The following is a 16,543-nucleotide window of genomic DNA, read 5'->3' as shown; positions in this document are numbered from 1 at the left end:
TTACTGGCCGGTAGACATCTAGGCGACACAGGTCACGCTCCTCTACGGTCGGGGCACCGTCCCGGCCCCTCCCCATCGGTGAGCCGCCGACCGGGCCCCGGGCATCGCCCTGTCCCGCCCCAGGAGGTTCCATGCCACCCCCCACCGCCCGCCGCTCCCGGCGCAGGCTCCCCGTCGCGGTGCTCGCCGCCGCCCTCGGAGCGGTCACCCTCGGCGCCCCCTCCCCCGCGTCCGCGTCGGACACCGCCGACGACGGGGACTACCTCATCGGGCGCGGCATCGCCGATGTCACGGGCGAGGCCGCCGAGACCGGGATGATGGGCTACTCCAGCTTCGGCCAGAAGACGTCGGGCCTCCACCAGCGGCAGAGGTCGCGCGCCTTCGTCGTCGTCGACCGGTCGAGCGGCAAGCGCGTGGTGTACGTCAGCGCCGACCTCGCGATGATCTTCCAGTCCGTCCAGCAGGGGGTCATCGCCCGCCTGAAGGAGCGTTACGGGGACCTGTACGACGAGGAGAACGTCCTGCTGTCGGCCACCCACACCCACTCGGGGCCCGGCGGATACTCCCACCACGTCGCCTACAACCTCTCGGTCCTCGGCTTCCAGAAGGAGACCTACCGGGCCGTCGTCGACGGCATGGCCGACTCCGTCGCCAAGGCCCACGAGGACCTGAAACCCGGCACACTGAGCCTGGGCACCGGGACCCTCACCAACGCCAGCGTCAACCGCTCCCGGGAGGCGTTCGACCGCAATCCGGCCTCCGACCGGGCGGCCTTTCCCGACGCGATCGACCCGGCGATGACCGTGCTGCGCTTCCGGCAGGGCGGCGAGGACGCGGGCGCGATCAGCTGGTTCGCCACCCACAACACCTCGATCACCAACAAGAACACGCTCATCAGCCCCGACAACAAGGGATACGCCGCCCACGCCTGGGAGCACGACCACGCCGGCGTGCGCCATCTCGACGACACCCCCGGGTTCGTCGCGGCCTTCCCCAACACCAACGCCGGCGACATGTCGCCGAACCTCAACCTGAAGCCGGGATCCGGGCCCACCGAGGACGAGTTCGAGAACACCCGCATCATCGGCGAGCGCCAGCTCGAGGCGGCCCGCGAGATCTACGCCGACGCGCGGCCCGTCGCCGGAGGAGTCGACTCCCGGCTCGCCTACGTCGACATGGAGAACGTGACCGTACGCCCGGAGTACACCCCGGACGGGAAGGAGCACCGCACCTGCCCGGCCGTCGTGGGCGCGTCCACACTCGCGGGCAGCGTCGAGGACGGTCCGGCGGTCCCCGGCTTCGAGGAGGGCACGCGTACGCCGGTCGCGGGCATCATCGACGCGTTGCGCATCGACACCCCGTCCTGGCTCGCGACCTGCCAGTACCCGAAGGCGAGCCTGATCCCCACGGGCCTGCTGAGCGACGTCCACCCCGTCACCCCGAAGCGGCTCCCCCTGCAGATCATGAAGATCGGCGAGCTGCACCTGGTGGCCGCTCCCGGCGAGTTCACGATCACGGCGGGCCTCCGGGTCCGCCGCACGGTGGCCGAGCAGCTGGGCGTCCCGCTCGACCGCGTCCTGCTCCAGGGGTACGCCAACGCCTACAGCCAGTACGTCACGACGCCGCAGGAGTACGACACGCAGAACTACGAGGGCGGCTCCACGCTGTACGGCCGCTACACCCTGCCCGCCTACCAGCAGGAGTACGCCCGGATCGCGGAGTCCCTGCGCGAGGGCACCGGCCTGGACCGGGGCACGGCGCCGCCGGACGAGTCGGGCCGGCAGTTCAGCTTCCAGACCGGGGTCGTGTACGACAACCCGCCCGCCGGCAAGGCGTTCGGCGCGGTCCTCAAGGCCCCGGAGAGCTCATACGCGCGCGGCTCCACCGCGACCGCCGAGTTCGCCACCGGGCACCCGAAGAACAACCTCCGCCGGGGCTCCACCTTCCTGGAGGTGCAACGGCTGGAGAACGGCTCCTGGAAGCGGGTGCTGGACGACGGCGACTGGGAGACCACCTACCGCTGGACCCGGCTCAACGGTCTGACCGGCACCTCGAAGGCCACGGTCACCTGGGACATCGCGGCCGACACCGCACCCGGCACCTACCGGATCGTGCACCACGGGGACGCGAAGAGCCTGCTCGGGTGGATCACGCCGTTCACCGGGGCCACCGGAACCTTCACGGTGGACTAAGGGCTGTCGCCCAGAGGGTCACGGAGTGCGCGGGGTGGGCTGGAACCAGGCGGGGCCCTCGGTGAGGGCCTGCTTGATCCGGAACAGGGCGAACTCGCCGAGCGGCGGCAGCCCGTCCAGCGGGAACCAGCCCACCTCCAGCGACTCGTCGTCGTTGACCCGCGCCTCGCCGCCGGTCGCCCGGCAGCGGAAGGTGACGTCGAGATACTGGCAGCGGTCGCCGTTGGCGTACTGCACGGGGGCCAGCGCCTGCGTGAGCACCACCCGCTCGGCCACGCAGTGGACGCCGGTCTCCTCCAGCACCTCGCGCTCCGCCGTCGCCGCCGGCTCCTCCCCCGGTTCACAGATCCCGCCGATGACCGACCACTTCCCGGTGTCCGCGCGCCGGCCGAGCAGCACCCGGCCCTCGTCGTCCAGGACGACGGCCGTCACCCCGGGCAGCAGGAGCAACTGCTGCCCGGCGGTGGCACGGATCTCTCGGATGAAGTCGGGAGTAGCCATGGATCCGAGACTACGTGGCCGGGTCGGGCGCTACTTCGCGGTCCCTCCGGTCCGGCGTGCCCGGAACGCCGAGGCGCCCGCCCAGCCCAGGCCCGCCAGGGCCAGCAGCGCGATGACGCCCTCGGGCAGCGGGCCCATCCGGGTGGCGGGGGTGAGCGAGGAGCGCAGCGGGACCTCGTCGACGAGGGCGTCGGGGGTGAACATCCCGCTCTTCTCGACGATCGTGCCGTCCGGGCGGATCACCGCGCTGACCCCGCTGGTGACGGGGACGACGACGGCCCGACCGTGCTCGACGGCCCGCACCTGGGACATGGCCAGCTGCTGGTAGGTCATCTCGCTGCGGCCGAACGTCGCGTTGTTGCTCGGCACGGCGATCATCTGGCCGCCGTGCGTGACGGTGTCGCGTACGGCGTCGTCGAAGGCGGCCTCGTAGCAGGTCACGAGCCCCACCTTGGTCCCCGCGAGGTCGAAGACGCCGACCTCGGTGCCGGGCACGAATTCGCGCTGCACCCGGTCGACGTCCTCGCTGAAGAAGCGGGCGACCGTGCGCATCGGCATGTACTCACCGAACGGCTGGATGTGCCGCTTGTCGTAGGTGTCGACGGGCCCCTGCTCGGGGTCCCACTCGATCAGGGTGTTGCGGAGGCTGTCGGAGCCCTTCTCGACGACCGAGCCGACGACCGTGGGGGCGCCGATCGCCTTGACGGCGTCGTCGATCACCTGGCGGGCGTCCGCGTTGAGGTAGGGGTCGAGGTCGGAGGAGTTCTCCGGCCACAGCACGAAGTCGGGCTGCTTCTCCTTGCCCGCCTTCACGTCCTTCGCCAGCTGTGTGGTGCGCCGGGCGTGGTTGTCGAGGACGGCGCGGCGCTGGGAGTTGAAGTCGAGGCCCAGGCGCGGCACGTTGCCCTGGATCGCGGCGACGGTGGCCGTGCCGTTCTCGGCCGAGTCGTCGACCAGGGGCAGCGCGGCGAACGCGGCGGCGACCGGCACGAGGACGCTCGCGGCGGCGCCGGCGACGGCCGCGCGCGGGACCTTTCCGGTGCTCCGGTACGCGACGGCCCGGCGCACGGCCTCGTAGAGCCCGAAGCCGCACAGCACGACGGCGAAGGAGAGCAGCGGGGTGCCGCCGAGCGCGGCGAGCGGCAGGAAGGCGCTCTCGGACTGACCGAAGGCGATCTTGCCCCAGGGGAAGCCGCCGAACGGGATCCGGGCGCGGACCGCCTCGTCCAGCGTCCAGACCGCGGCGGCCCACACGGGCCAGTACGCGAGGCGGGTCACCGCGGCGATCCCCAGGCACCCCACCGCGATGAAGAGCGCCTCCGCGGCGGCGAGCGCCAGCCACGGCACCGGTCCGACGTCCTCGCCTGTCCAGTGCAGCAGCGGAAGCATGAAGCCGAGGCCCGACAGGAGGCCGAGGCCGAAGGCGGCCCGCAGCCTGCGCCCGTGCAGCACCCATCCCAGCAGCGCGAATCCGGGCAGCACGAGCCACCACAGGGTCCGGGGCGGGAAGCTCGCGTAGAGCAGGAGTCCGGACAGCACGGCGGCGGCCGGGCGGAGGAGCCGCAGCAGCGGTCCGGTGGCCGGGGACGCTGCGGGGGGCGGCGGGTCGTCGACGGGGGTCATGGTGGCGCTCACCCGGCGGAGTCTACGGTGGGTGGCTGTGAGCGACGGCGTCGACCTGCGCGGGTCCGGGACGCGGGCGGCCCCACGGCGCTTCCGCTCGGCATTCGGGCGGGGCGGCGCGGGGCGGGGCGGCTCGTGGCGGCGCGGCTCGGGCGGTGCGGTCAGTCGCCGGGCCGTTTGCCGGTGCCGGTGGCCGACAGGTGCAGGCGTTGCCGGATGAACCGTACGGCCGTCTCCGCGTCGTCCACCGTGACGGTGAAGGTACGGCCGTCGCCGAGGCGCAGGGCCATGCCCTCGCCCTTGCGGACCACGATGGCGGTGCCCTGCTCGGGACGCCAGCGGTAGCCCCAGCCACCCCACTGGCGCGGGTTGATCCGGGGAACGAACTCCGCGCCCGTCACATGGCTGAGCAGGATCCGGCGGCGCGGCAGACCGGCATGGCCGCAGCGCACCTCCAGGCTGTCCCCGTCGACCTTGACAGCCACATGGACGAAGGCGAGCGTCCCGAAGAGGATCAGCAGTCCGGCGGCGAGGCAGCCGATCACCGACATGAGCAACGGGGCGATGCCCGAGGTCCAGGCGCCGTCGACGGCGAGCTCGATGCCGAGCGCCACGCAGCCCGCGCCCGCGAGGGCCAGCAGCCACTGGAACCGGTTGGTGGCGCGGCCGTTCCACTCCGTGGGCGCCACCCGGCTCGACCCGTGCCTCGCACTCTCGGGGTGGTCCGTCATATTCAGCAGCGTAGCGGCGTTCCGGGTTCCCGGCCGGGGACGCGGAGGGCCGGCCGGGCGGGAAGCGCGGTCAGCGGACGGGGGCCGCAGCGGTCAGGATCCGGCCCTCGGCGTAGGTCAGGGCTGCTTCCGGCAGTCCGTCGGGGCGGCCGCCCTGGAGCACGGTGAGCGTGCCGGAGGGTTCGGCCGTCGGGGCGGGGGCCGCTCCGATCCGGCGCAGCGCCTGGGCGGCGACCGCTCCGGCGGAACCGTGCAGGGCGAGCGGCGGACGGCCCGGCCGCTGCACGGCGTCACGGATCCGGGTCGCGACCAGCTCGTAGTGGGTGCAGCCGAGGACGACGGCCCGCACGTCGGGCGGGGTGAGGGCGGCCGCCGCCGCGACGGCCCGGTCGATCCCGGCCTCGTCGCCGTGCTCCACGGCGTCGGCGAGTCCGGGGCACGGCACCTCGGTGACCTCGGCGGAGCCGCCGAAGTCCGCGATCAGCCCGCGCTGGTAGGGGCTGCCGGTGGTGGCCGGGGTGGCCCAGATGGCGACGGAGCCGCCGCCGGCGGCGGCGGGCTTGATCGCGGGGACCGTGCCGATGACCGGCAGTGCGGGCTCCAGCTCGGCGCGGAGCGCCGGCAGGGCGTGGACGGAGATGGTGTTGCAGGCGACGATCAGCACGTCGGGACCGTGGGCCGCGGCGGCGCGGGCGACGTCCAGGGCGCGCGCGGTCACGTCCTCGGGCGTGCGGGGGCCCCAGGGCATCGAGCCGGAGTCGGAGGAAAGCACGAGTTCGGCGTCGGGCCGCAGGCGGCGCACTGCGGCCGCCGCCGCCAGCAGGCCGATTCCGGAGTCCATGAGAGCGATCTTCACCCGGTCACCCTAGCCGACAGCCCTTGCGGACCGGGCTCAGTGGGGCAGACTTCGGCGGATGAGCGCCGTTGCCTGGATCGCCGTGGGTTCGCTGATCGCGTGGGTGTGGCTGCTGCTGGGCCAGGGCTTCTACTGGCGGACCGACCAGCGGCTCCCCCGGCGTACCGAGCCGGCGCGCTGGCCGTCGGTCGCGGTGGTGGTGCCGGCCCGCGACGAGGCGGAGATGCTGCCGGTGAGTCTGCCGTCACTGCTGGTCCAGGACTATCCGGGAGACGCCCGGATCATCCTCGTCGACGACTGCAGCAGCGATGGCACCGGGCCGCTGGCCCGGGGCCTGGCCGACCGGTACGGCGGGCTCCCGCTGACCGTGGTGACGCCCGGGGAGCCGGAGCGGGGCTGGACGGGCAAGCTCTGGGCCCTCCGGCACGGGATCGCGGTGGCACGGCAGGACAAACCGGACTTCCTGCTGCTGACCGACGCGGACATCGCGCACGAGCCGGACAGCCTGCGCGATCTGGTGGCCGCGGCCGGCTCCGGCGGCGAGGGCGGCTTCGACCTGGTGTCGCAGATGGCGCGACTGCGGGTGGAAAGCGTCTGGGAGCGGCTCGTGGTGCCCGCGTTCGTCTACTTCTTCGGGCAGCTCTACCCGTTCCGCCGGGTGAACCGGGCCCGGTCGCGGACGGCGGCCGCGGCGGGGGGCTGCGTTCTGCTGCGCACCGAGGCCGCCGAGCGGGCCCGGATTCCCGACTCGATCCGGCAGGCGGTGATCGACGATGTGTCGCTGGCGCGGGAGGTACGGCGCAGCGGCGGCCGGATCTGGCTGGGGCTCGCGGAGCGGGTGGACAGCGTGCGGCCGTATCCGCGGCTGGCGGATCTGTGGCGGATGGTCGCGCGGAGTGCGTACGCGCAGTTGCGGCACAGCCCGCTGCTGCTGGCGGGTACGGTCCCGGGGCTGCTGCTCGTCTATGTGGCGCCGCCCGCGACGCTGGTGACGGGCGTGCTGACGGGTGACGGGGCGGCGACCTGGGCGGGCGGCGCGGCGTGGGCGGTGATGACGGCGACGTATCTGCCGATGCTGGCGTACTACCGCCAGTCGCTGTGGCTGGGCCCGCTGCTGCCGCTGACGGCGGTGCTGTACCTGCTGATGACGGTCGACTCGGCGGTGCGGCACTACCGGGGGCGGGGCGCCGCCTGGAAGGGCCGTACCTACGCGCGCCCGGAGGCCGCGCCCGACCGGTGACGCCGCGGGGAAGCGGGCGGCCGGCCCCGTTTACCGGAGCTCTTCGCGACCGGGCCGGGACCAGCCGGCCGTCCGCTGCCCCTGGCAGGGGCACGGTGACCAGGGCTCTTCGCAGCGGGGCCGGCGTCGACCCGGCCTGCGGCCTGGGCGTCGTGGAGGCCGCCGTGCGCGCGGCGGTGTTCGCCCACCAGTGACCGTTCCCCCCGCGTCCGGACCGGACCATCGGCGCACAACACCGCGTCCGTGAGTTCGAACGGCACGTCCGCACGCCGGGGCGGACAGGAGTGGAACGCACCCCGGAAGCGAGGCAGAATCCGGCCGCCTTTCGTCGGCTCCCCGGTCCAGGCCCGGGACCGCTGCCGGGACGTGCGGAACCCGCATCCGCTCGGCTTGTGCTACTCAAGCTCCAGCGGTTCCTCGGCAACCCTGTCGAGCAGTGCGATGCCCGGGTTGCAGTCGCCGAGGACGACCCGTCGGCCGCTGCGCCCGTCGGCCTCGACGAGGAAGAACGCCGTCGTGGGAAGCCCCTGTACGGCGGTGGGCTCCACGGCGAACTCGTACACCCTGGACTCGGTGGTCCCGCGCGTCCGCGCCTCGGCCACCGAGCTGCTCGTGCCGGTGCCGTGGGTACGCGTGCGTCCCCAGGTCGACATGCGTGATGTGGTGCGCGACGACGAGGAGCTTCCCCACCCCAGGTAGGGCCCGCTCTGACGGCCGCGGGAGGAGCTGGTGCCGCGCGATCCGCCGACCGACTCGGCGGTGCTCTCACTGGTGCTGGTGCCTTCGGTGAAGGTCCGGCCGACCGATTCGGTCACCTGATTCAGTACGAACTTGTGCTCCCGGCCGACGAACTCGGCCGCCAGCGTCGCGTCACGCGGGTTGCCCAGCCGCATCAGGAGCGTCACGCTGTCCGTCGCACCCAGCAGCGGCGCGAAGTCCTCACCGATGCGTTCCATCAGCAGGATCAGCTGGGCCCCGCTCGTGCGCGCCTGCTGGCTCAGTGTCTCCAGCGCGTCCCGGCCGAGGTGGTCGGCACCCGCGACCACGAGGACGACGTCTTCCATGCCGCGGCGGCCGGTGCGGAGCTGGTGGAGCAGCATCTGGAAGACCAGCCGGTCGGTGACGTCCTTGCGCCGCCGGTCGGAGTCCGAGGTGGTCACCGAGGTGACCGCCACCTTTCGCGTCCCGAAGAAGCTGAGCTGCCCTCCGCCGTACGACGCCGCCCCCGGCTCCGTCCCCTCGGTGCGGGTGAGCACGGCCAGGATGTTGGTGAGGAACTGGAGTTCCTGCCGCTCACGCTCCCCCGCGGCCACCGTGTCGACGCACGCGCTGATCCGCGTGTACTCCGACTCGGTGAGCGGCTCGGTGTCACCGAAGTCCCGCACCCGGCGCAGCACCCGCAGGCCGGCCGTCAGCCGCAGCAGCGTCACGAAGCCGTTCAGCCGTTCGGCCACGGTCGTGAGGAGTTCTGCGTCCAGGGCCTGCAGGACGGGGTCGGGCGACCCGGGGCGCATGGTGCTGACCGCCGCCGCCAGTGTCTCGCCGACCTCCACCGGGGTCAGACCGCTGCACGGCTCGTATGCGTCGAACCCACTGGGCAGATCGACGTCGACAACCCGCTCGCCCCGCTGTTCGGCCAGCGTGGCGATCCCGCCGCCGACCGCCTGCTCGGTGAAGTCCACCACGGTCAGCCGCCGTCCGGCGGACAACAGCGTCGCGCACGTGGTCATGAGGAGGCTCGCCCAGCCGTCACCGTTGCCACCGAAGACGTTCACCCGCGCGGCAGGGGCGCTCAGCCCCAGCGGGAACCACGTGTGGGCCTGCGCCATCCGGTCGGCCACCGCGCGCTCCCAAGCGGCGTGGTCACGCCGGTGTGACGCATGCGCGAGATCCCGTTCGCGCTGGGCGGTCCGCTTGCGGGAACCAGCAAGAACGACGACACCGCTGACGCAGACGACGGCGCTGATCAGTGCCGTCAGCAGCAGGCTGCCGAACCCGTCGAAACTGAAGGTGAACACCTGCCACAGTGCCCGGACAACCGCGATCACTCCCACCAGCGCCGCGACGCACGCCACCCCGACGCCCGCCTAGGCAGGGCCCGACCAATAGCGGTCCTGGTCCGTGAACCCGGGTTCGTCCGGCATGGGAGGTTCGTGCCAGACCGGCTCGGGAAGCGAGCGCGATACCTCCGTGGGCCCCGGCGGAGGCACGTACTGCCAGCCGAACCGCTGCCTGGGTGCGAAGATCCTATGGATCAACTCGCCGTCTGCCGTGCGTTCGGACACGATCCCCCCCTGAGCGGACCGAGCCCGCAAGAACCGGTACGTACAAGCTTTCTGACTGACCGTATGACGTGCCCGGTTCGCGGCACAACCAGCACAACGGCCATACGCCCCCGGGGGGCGGGTCACTTGCGGCCGGGCGTCCAGTTCATGCCCCAGCCATAGGCGGCGTCGATGGTGCGCTGCGGGCTCACGCCCCGGTCCGGGACGAGGTAGCGGGCCTCGCGCTGCACGGTGAGGTCGCCGCCGTTGTTGGTGATCAGGGCCAGGGCGCAGACGGTGGAGGGCACGGTGCATTCGTCGAGGGAGAAGTCGATGGCCGCGCCGTTCTGCGGCTGGAGGGTGACCGTGGCGTGGAGATCGGCGAAACTCCGGGCGCCCTCATAGATGGTGACGAAGATCAGTACGCGCCGCAGCTGGTCCTTGTGGTCGAGGTTGATCGTCATGTTCTCGCCGGTGGAGAGCGCGCCGGTGCGGTCGTCTCCGTCGAGATGGACGAAGGGCGGACGGCTCAGTGAACCGAACGCGTTTCCGAGTGCCTGCACGACTCCCTTCCGGCCGTCGGCGAGTTCGTACAGTGCGCAGAGGTCGAGATCGAGATCGGCGTGCATGGCGACGGCCCGCCCGAGCTTCGCTCCCCAGCCCTTGAACTGTTTGCGTACTTCCCAGTTGAGATTGACGCGCAGCCCGCCGGAGGTGCCGCCCTGTTTGGCGAGCGAGACGGACGGCGCGCTCTTCGTCAGCGTGACCTTCGTCAGCCGTACGGGCCCCGCGCCGGGCGGGGCCACGGGGGCGGGAGGCACCGGCGGGGCGGGGGCGGCAGGGGCGGCGGGCCAGGGCTGCGCCGGGGCGGCAGGGGCCGCCGGGACGGGCGGGGCGGGCTGGGCCTGCGGGACGGCCGGGGCGGGCTGGGCCTGCTGCGGTTCGTCCACGGAGATGCCGAAGTCCGTCGCCAGGCCTTCGAGGCCGGTGCTGTAGCCCTGCCCGACCGCGCGGAACTTCCAGGCACCCTGACGCAGATACAGCTCGCCGAGGATGAAGGCGGTCTCGACCGTGGCGTCGGTGCTGTCGAAGCGGGCCAGCTCCGCGCCGCTCGCCGCGTCGGCGACCCGTACGGAGAGTCCGCTCACCCGGCCGAAGGTCCCGCCGTCCGCCGAGGCCGCGACGACGATGCGTTCGATCCCGGGCTCGACCTTGCCGAAGTCGACGAGGAGGGTGTCGGTGACGCGGTCCCCGGCGGTCTGCTTGCCCTCGTGCCGGACCGCACCGGACGCGTGGACCGGCTGGTTGTAGAAGACGAAGTCCGCGTCGCTGCGGACCTTCCCCGCCACCAGCAGCAGCGCGGAGGCGTCGACGTCCGGGGCGCCCGGTGCGGTGTGCCGCCCCACTGAGACGCGCACGGTGCCGGCCGGCACCGGAACGTTGGTTCCTTTTTGCATGGTCATGATCGCCCCCATCACGAGTCCGGCTGCCCGCAGGCCTTCCCCCACAACCTAATCCCCGCACCCGGCGTGATGTGCCGCACCCGCCCGGAGACCGTCCCGGGGGTCCCTGTCCGCAGGACCACCCGGGTCGCCTCCTCCAGGGTTCGGCGGCCCGGGTCGTCCCGGCGGACTCCGCTAGCGGGCCGCTGGGCGAGGGGGACCTTCGCCGTCCGGAGCGACGGCGAGGGTGGCGAGGGCGGCCTCGCGCGGTGTGCCGTCCGTCGCCGGTACGGGGCCGTGGGCGGCGCCCCTGTGCGTGCTCCAGGCCTCCAGGGCGGTACGGCAGGCGTGGTCCACATGGCGCAGCCGCGTGAGGTCGAGCTCCACCGGCCGGTCCTTCGGCTGGGCCTCCAGGGTGTCCAGGATCAGGGGCAGGCGCAGGAAGGTGGCACTGCCGCTGAGGGCGACCGTGGTGCGGTCGCCCTGCTCGTCGACGTCCAGGCGGACGGCCGAGGTCTCCCACGCCGTCTTGACCACGGCCATCCCGATACCGAGCAGAACGCCCATGAACATGTCCGTGAGGATGATCGCCAGCGCGGTCACCACCAGGACCACGGCCTCGCCCCGGTGATCGCGCCAGAGCGGGCGGATCGTCGTGACCGGGATGAGCTTGGCGCCGGCGTGGATGAGGACGCCGGCGAGCGTGGCCACGGGAATCAGTGCGAGTACGGCGGGGAACAGGGCCGCGAACAGCAGCAGCCACACACCGTGCAGGATCCGCGACGCCTTGGTGCGCGCACCTGCCTGCACGTTGGCCGCACTGCGCACGATGACGGCGGTCATGGGCAGCGCGCCGAGAAGGCCGCAGAGGGTGTTGCCCGTCCCCTGGGCGATGAGTTCCTTGTTGTAGTGGGTGCGCGGACCGTCGTGCATCCGGTCCACTGCGGCGGCGCTGAAGAGCGACTCGGCCGAGGCGATGAGCGTGAAGGCGAGGACGACGCCCAGCAGTGCGGGGTTCGCCAGGAGACCGAAGTCGTCGAGACCGGTCAGCCGCAGCGAGTCGACCAGGCCCCGGACCTCGATGGTGGCGACGGGCAGGTCGAACACCGCCACCGCCCCGGTGGCCAGCCCCACGGCCACCAGCGGCCCGGGGAGCATCCGGGGCAGGCGCCCGGGAAGCCGTTTCCACAGGATCAGTACGACGATGGTGCCGGCGCCGATCGCGCAGGAGGAGATCGCCGTGGCTCCCGTGATCTGTGTGAACAGCTCCGGCAGCCCGGCCAGGTTGTCGAGACCGCTGCCGGGAGCGCTGGTCCCGGCCAGGGCGTAGAGCTGGCCGCAGATCAGTACGAGGCCGATGCCGGCGAGCATGCCGTGGACGACCGCGGTCGAGATGGCACGGAACCACCGGCCGAAGCCGATGAGGCCGAGCCCGACCTGGAGGAGTCCCGAGGCCAGGACGAGGATGCCGAGCGCCGCGACGCCGTGGGCGGTGACGGCCTCGTACACCAGGACGGTGAGCCCGGCGGCCGGGCCGCTGACCTGGAGTGAGCTGCCCGGCATCGCGCCGGCGATCAGTCCGCCGACGATGCCCGTGACCAGGCCCAGTTCGGCGGGGACGCCGGAGGCGACCGCGACACCGACGCACAGGGGGACGGCGACGAGGAACACCACGATCGAGGCGAGGACGTCGCGGGACGTGGTGTCCGGACGTAACCGGAGTGATGAAGACGGCATGAGTGCTTCAGCTCCTGGGGGAGTGGGGGGCAGCGGGTGGCGGCGGGTGGCCCGCGCGCTCACCGGCGTGTCGCTGTCACAGGGAGGAGAAGGTTCCGGTGGAGAGCCGGTGGGCCTGCACGGCGCCGGTGTGGACCTCGTAGTACCAGGTGTGCAGACCGAGCCGTCCCTCCCGCACGGCCCGGCTCACGCACGGGTAGGCGCGCAGTGTGTCCAGTTGCGCCACCGCATGGCGCTGTACGGGCTGTTCGCAGTCGGGGCCGATGTCGTCGGGGTGCTGGAAGCCGCCTGTGGGGGCGCATCGGCCGAGCCAGCCTCGTACCGCCGGCAGGGTTCTCAGGTCCTCGCCCCGGGCCAGGGCTCCGACGGCGCCGCAGTGGGAGTGCCCGCAGAGGATGATGTCGGACACCTCCAGCACGCAGACGGCGTACTCGATCGTCGCCATCTCGCTCGTGGGCAGGTCCGGATCGTAGGGCGGGACGATGTTCCCCGCCGTGCGCATCTCGAACAGCTCGCCGGGCCCGGAGTCGGTCAGCAGCGTGGGGACCACCCGGGAGTCGGAGCAGGTGATGAACATGGCGGAGGGCCGCTGACCGCCCTCGAAGCCCTGGAGATCACGGCCCGCACCGCCGCAGCGGGAACGGAAGTGCGGGCGTGGTCGATGAGTCGTCGCACAGGAGTGTCCTCCATACGGAAGTGGCGGGTGGCTCGTCACGCGGGGCGGTCTCTCACCCCGCCCGCAACCGGGCCTTCGGGGCGTACGGGCGGCCCGGGTACCACGGGGGATCAGGTGCGGGTGTTCGCGCCGCAGGAGCAGGCGGGTTCGCCTCCGTGCCTGCTGTCGGTGTGACGACGGCGCCCTGTTTCGCGGGCGGGGCCGCTGCGACCGGCTGTGCCGCTCACGGGCCTCGCGTCACCGATGACCCGTAAGGAGGAGTCTCGGGGCGGGCGATGAGGTGGCGATGAGACAGCGGTGAGACTGTTCTCATCGGGTACGGCGGTGTGCGTCCGCCGCCGGCCGAAGGCCGCCCGCCCCCGGAGGTCAGGCCCGGAGCCGGTAGCCGACACCCCGCACGGTCTGGACCCGTTCGGCGCCGATCTTGCGCCGCAGGTAGCGGATGTACACGTCGACGATGTTCGAACCGGGGTCGTAGTCGAACCCCCATACCTGGCTGAGCAGTTGCTCCCGGGACAGGACCCGGTCGGGGTTGCGCATGAGGATCTCGGCGAGGGCGAACTCACGGGCCGACAGGTCGGCGACGCGCTCGCCCGCCTGCGCCCGGCGGGTGCGGAGGTCGAGGAGCAGATCGCCCACCCGCAGCAGGAAGTTCTCCGGCGGCTCCTCGCGGCGCAGACGCAGCCGTACGCGTGCCAGCAACTCGTCGAAGGCGAAGGGCTTGACCATGTAGTCGTCGGCGCCGCTCTCCAGGCCGGCCACGATGTCGCTCACGCTGTCGCGCGCGGTGAGGATGACGACGGGCAGCGTGATGTGCGCCTTCCGCAGCTTGCGCAGCACGGTCAGCCCGTCGTCGCCGGGCAGTCCGAGGTCGAGGATGAGAAGGTCGAAGTCCCGGCCGCGGGCGTGCTCGTAGGCGGCGACGCCGTCGGCGACGACCCGGGTGACATACCCGCTGCGGCGCAGTCCCTTATCGACGAACGCAGCGATTCTTGCCTCGTCCTCGGCTATCAGGATCCTGCTCACCATGGGTTCCTTCCGTCGTGGGGTGCAGTGCGGGAAGGTCGATGACGAATCTCGCGCCGCCCCCGGGGGCCTCCTCGACACGGGCGGTCCCGTCGTGGGCCTGGGCGATCTCACGGACCAGGGCGAGCCCGAGTCCGATGCCGGTGGCGGCCCGGCCGGGGACCGCGGCGACCCCCTGGTAGAAACACTGGAAGATCCGCTCGCGGTCCTCCGGGGCGACGCCGGGACCGGAGTCCGCCACCCACAGCAGCACCCGGCCGCGCCACAGGCGGGACCCGATCTCGATGACGTCCCCTTCACCGGTGTGGCCGACCGCGTTGGCCGCGAGCTGCATCAGGGCCTGGGTGACCCGCTGTTCGTCCAGGTGCACGCTCGCGTCGGCGACCTCGGCCACCGCCCAGTGCCTGCGGCCCAGTGCCTGCGCCTTGGCTGCCGCGTCGACCACCAGATCGGTCAGACTGCTCCGGCCGAGGGTGAGGAAGTCGGGGCGCTCGGCCCTGGCCAGGAGCAACAGGTCGTCCACGATCCGCCGCATCCGGTCCAGTTCGTCGAAGAGCAGGGCGCGGGTCTGACGGCGCCGGCTGTCGGTGTCCTCGTCGTCCTCGTCCATCAGCTCCAGATGTCCGCGCAGGACCGTGATGGGGGTCCGCAGTTCGTGCGCCACCTCGTCCAGGAACTGGCGTTGCGCCGTGAAAGCGCCCGCCAGGCGGTCGAGCATGTGGTTGAACGTCTCGGCCAGGGCCGCCACGTCGTCGTTGCCCCGCACCGGCAGCCGCTGGGTCAGATCCGTCTCGCTGATCCGCTCGGCCGTCTGCCGCACCAGCCGGATCGGAGCCAGGACCCGGCCCGCGACCAGCCAGCTCGCCAGTCCCGCGACCACCAGGGCGAAGCAGCCCGAGATCAGCAGCAGCCGCGCCATGTGGCGCTCCTGCCGCAGTTCCCGGTCCCGGAAGGCCACCAAAGCGAGCCGGGTGTCGGTGTTGTCGCCCGCCATCTGTACCGGGACGACCCCGTAGCGGACCTTGCCGGCCGGGGAGTCCAGCCACCGGATTCGGGTGTCGGCCGTACGCGCCACCAGGGCCACGACCTCCGGATCCCGGTCCAGCCGGGCCGGGACCGGGCCGGGGCTGCGCCGGTCCGCACGCCCGTCGACGACGCTGAAGAAGGCGAAGTTGTGCTCGGGGCGGTGGATCGCCATGAACGCCGTCAGCAGCGCGGCGCCCGAGGTGAAGCGCTCGCCGGTGTGCGGGTCGCGCGAGGTGCGCGCGAACGCGCGTAGCTTGTCGGCCTCGGACAGGAGTCGCGCGTCGACCTCGCGGTCCATCTCCGCCTGCCAGACGATCGTGATTCCGAAGGTGGGCACGGCCAGCGCCGCGCTGAGCAGCAGAAGCATCCAGCCGACGATCCGGGACCGAGCGCTGGGCGAGCGCCTGAGCATCAGTCGTCCCACTCGTCGTCCCCGTCCCCGTCCTCGTCGTCGTCTCCGCCCTCGTCGTCGTCTCCGTCCTGGTCGTCGTCGTCCTGGTCGTCGTCGTCCTGGTCGTCGTCCTCGTCGCCGTCCCCGGCCTCGTCCGTGTCGCCCCGGGGAACGCGTGACGCCTTCTCGTCGTCCCCGGAGATCTGTGACGCTCCCTCACCCCCGGGCCCCGGGCCGTTTTCTGCGGCGTCCTTCCCGTCGTCGGCCTCGGGTGGCGGCGAGGGCGGCACGACCCGGCCGCCCGCGTCGGTGCAGGACGGGCTGGGCGAAGCGGGGGGCTGCGTCACGTCGGGAGGGCCGGGGTCGGGTGGGGAGGAGGTGGCCGACGGCATCGGGCCCTGCGGGACGGGCACGACCACGACGGGCCCCATGGAGGGCGGCACTTTCTGTCCGGGCCATAACCAGACGACCAGTAACACCAGTGCCCCAGCTCCACATCCTGCTAATACGGACCCCGCCCCACGCCACAGCATCGGACCATTCTGCCTTCGTACGGGCCCGGGGACGGACATGAGGAGAGCATTCTCATGATGGGAGGGCTGCCCGGAGGGTGCTGCCGTACCCGCAGTCGCGACGACACCTGTCCGGCGGGCGGTCCTGCGCTGCTCCCGCACCCGGCTCACCCCCTTCGAGCTGGGGCTCTGCGGATGATGCGGCGGAGCGCGCGAGTCGCGCCCGGCGGTGATGGCCGACCCGGCGTCCACGGGATGCGATCGCGCCAAATCAGTCCCGCCGAAGGCTGCTTCCTGTGGTTCGGCTTTGCGGTTCATTGACAGTT

Annotated in this window: 12 protein-coding genes and 2 pseudogenes; 2 read left to right on the top strand and 12 right to left on the bottom strand. The window is 72.4% G+C overall.

Going from position 1 to position 16,543, the window contains the following annotated elements; all coding sequences use genetic code 11:
- Positions 1 to 131: 131 nt before the first annotated feature.
- Complete coding sequence (locus tag ACGF2Y_RS18615) at positions 132 to 2,192, top strand: neutral/alkaline ceramidase (RefSeq protein WP_392948378.1); 2,061 nt, start codon at positions 132 to 134, stop codon at positions 2,190 to 2,192.
- 18 nt (positions 2,193 to 2,210) lie between these two features.
- Here the strand turns inward: ACGF2Y_RS18615 and ACGF2Y_RS18610 are convergent, their stop codons facing one another.
- The 4 genes from ACGF2Y_RS18610 to ACGF2Y_RS18595 all read right to left on the bottom strand — a co-directional run bounded on the left by ACGF2Y_RS18610 (position 2,211) and on the right by ACGF2Y_RS18595 (position 5,903).
- Positions 2,211 to 2,693, bottom strand: a complete 483-nt coding sequence (locus tag ACGF2Y_RS18610; protein WP_392948375.1) for an NUDIX domain-containing protein — start codon at positions 2,691 to 2,693, stop codon at positions 2,211 to 2,213.
- 30 nt (positions 2,694 to 2,723) lie between these two features.
- Positions 2,724 to 4,316 carry an apolipoprotein N-acyltransferase gene (gene lnt, locus ACGF2Y_RS18605; protein WP_392948643.1) on the bottom strand — a complete coding sequence of 531 codons (1,593 nt, stop codon included), beginning with the start codon at positions 4,314 to 4,316 and terminating at the stop codon, positions 2,724 to 2,726.
- 161 nt (positions 4,317 to 4,477) lie between these two features.
- The gene (locus ACGF2Y_RS18600; RefSeq protein ID WP_392948372.1) at positions 4,478 to 5,047 is read right to left on the bottom strand and encodes a hypothetical protein; all 570 of its coding nucleotides are present in this window, start codon (positions 5,045 to 5,047) and stop codon (positions 4,478 to 4,480) included.
- Between the two features lie 70 nt (positions 5,048 to 5,117).
- Complete coding sequence (locus tag ACGF2Y_RS18595; protein WP_392948370.1) at positions 5,118 to 5,903, bottom strand: glutamate racemase; 786 nt, start codon at positions 5,901 to 5,903, stop codon at positions 5,118 to 5,120.
- Between the two features lie 58 nt (positions 5,904 to 5,961).
- Between ACGF2Y_RS18595 and ACGF2Y_RS18590 the strand changes: the two genes are divergently transcribed.
- Positions 5,962 to 7,143: a glycosyltransferase gene (locus tag ACGF2Y_RS18590; RefSeq protein WP_392948368.1), complete on the top strand. Its 1,182-nt coding sequence runs from the start codon at positions 5,962 to 5,964 to the stop codon at positions 7,141 to 7,143.
- Between the two features lie 52 nt (positions 7,144 to 7,195).
- On the opposite strand, the pseudogene ACGF2Y_RS18585 reads toward ACGF2Y_RS18590, so the two are convergent.
- The 8 genes and pseudogenes from ACGF2Y_RS18585 to ACGF2Y_RS18550 all read right to left on the bottom strand — a co-directional run.
- Positions 7,196 to 7,457, bottom strand: a pseudogene (locus tag ACGF2Y_RS18585) (transposase); the annotation flags it as partial.
- An 81-nt stretch (positions 7,458 to 7,538) separates the two neighbouring features.
- Complete coding sequence (locus tag ACGF2Y_RS18580; protein ID WP_392948365.1) at positions 7,539 to 9,161, bottom strand: hypothetical protein; 1,623 nt, start codon at positions 9,159 to 9,161, stop codon at positions 7,539 to 7,541.
- A 389-nt stretch (positions 9,162 to 9,550) separates the two neighbouring features.
- Positions 9,551 to 10,882 carry a TerD family protein gene (locus tag ACGF2Y_RS18575; RefSeq protein WP_392948640.1) on the bottom strand — a complete coding sequence of 444 codons (1,332 nt, stop codon included), beginning with the start codon at positions 10,880 to 10,882 and terminating at the stop codon, positions 9,551 to 9,553.
- A gap of 162 nt (positions 10,883 to 11,044) precedes the next feature.
- Entirely contained in the window at positions 11,045 to 12,586 is a 1,542-nt protein-coding gene (locus ACGF2Y_RS18570; protein ID WP_392948362.1) for a SulP family inorganic anion transporter, read from the bottom strand.
- Between the two features lie 76 nt (positions 12,587 to 12,662).
- A pseudogene (locus tag ACGF2Y_RS18565) lies at positions 12,663 to 13,261 on the bottom strand (carbonic anhydrase).
- Between the two features lie 367 nt (positions 13,262 to 13,628).
- On the bottom strand, positions 13,629 to 14,288 hold the full coding sequence (locus ACGF2Y_RS18560; protein WP_392948638.1) for a response regulator transcription factor: 660 nt from the start codon (positions 14,286 to 14,288) through the stop codon (positions 13,629 to 13,631).
- Positions 14,233 to 15,726: a sensor histidine kinase gene (locus ACGF2Y_RS18555; protein WP_392948359.1), complete on the bottom strand. Its 1,494-nt coding sequence runs from the start codon at positions 15,724 to 15,726 to the stop codon at positions 14,233 to 14,235. Before ACGF2Y_RS18555 ends, ACGF2Y_RS18560 begins: the two co-directional genes overlap by 56 nt.
- A complete protein-coding gene (locus ACGF2Y_RS18550; RefSeq protein WP_392948356.1) occupies positions 15,726 to 16,052 on the bottom strand; it encodes a hypothetical protein in 327 nt (108 codons plus the stop codon). The genes ACGF2Y_RS18555 and ACGF2Y_RS18550 overlap by 1 nt, the downstream gene beginning before the upstream one ends.
- Between the last annotated feature and the right edge of the window lie 491 nt (positions 16,053 to 16,543).

It is taken from the genome of Streptomyces sp. NPDC048142 (assembly GCF_043202835.1).
Taxonomy (GTDB): Bacteria; Actinomycetota; Actinomycetes; order Streptomycetales; family Streptomycetaceae; genus Streptomyces.
Note: the sequence above shows the minus strand (reverse complement) of the source record. Positions and strands in the feature narration are given on the sequence as shown.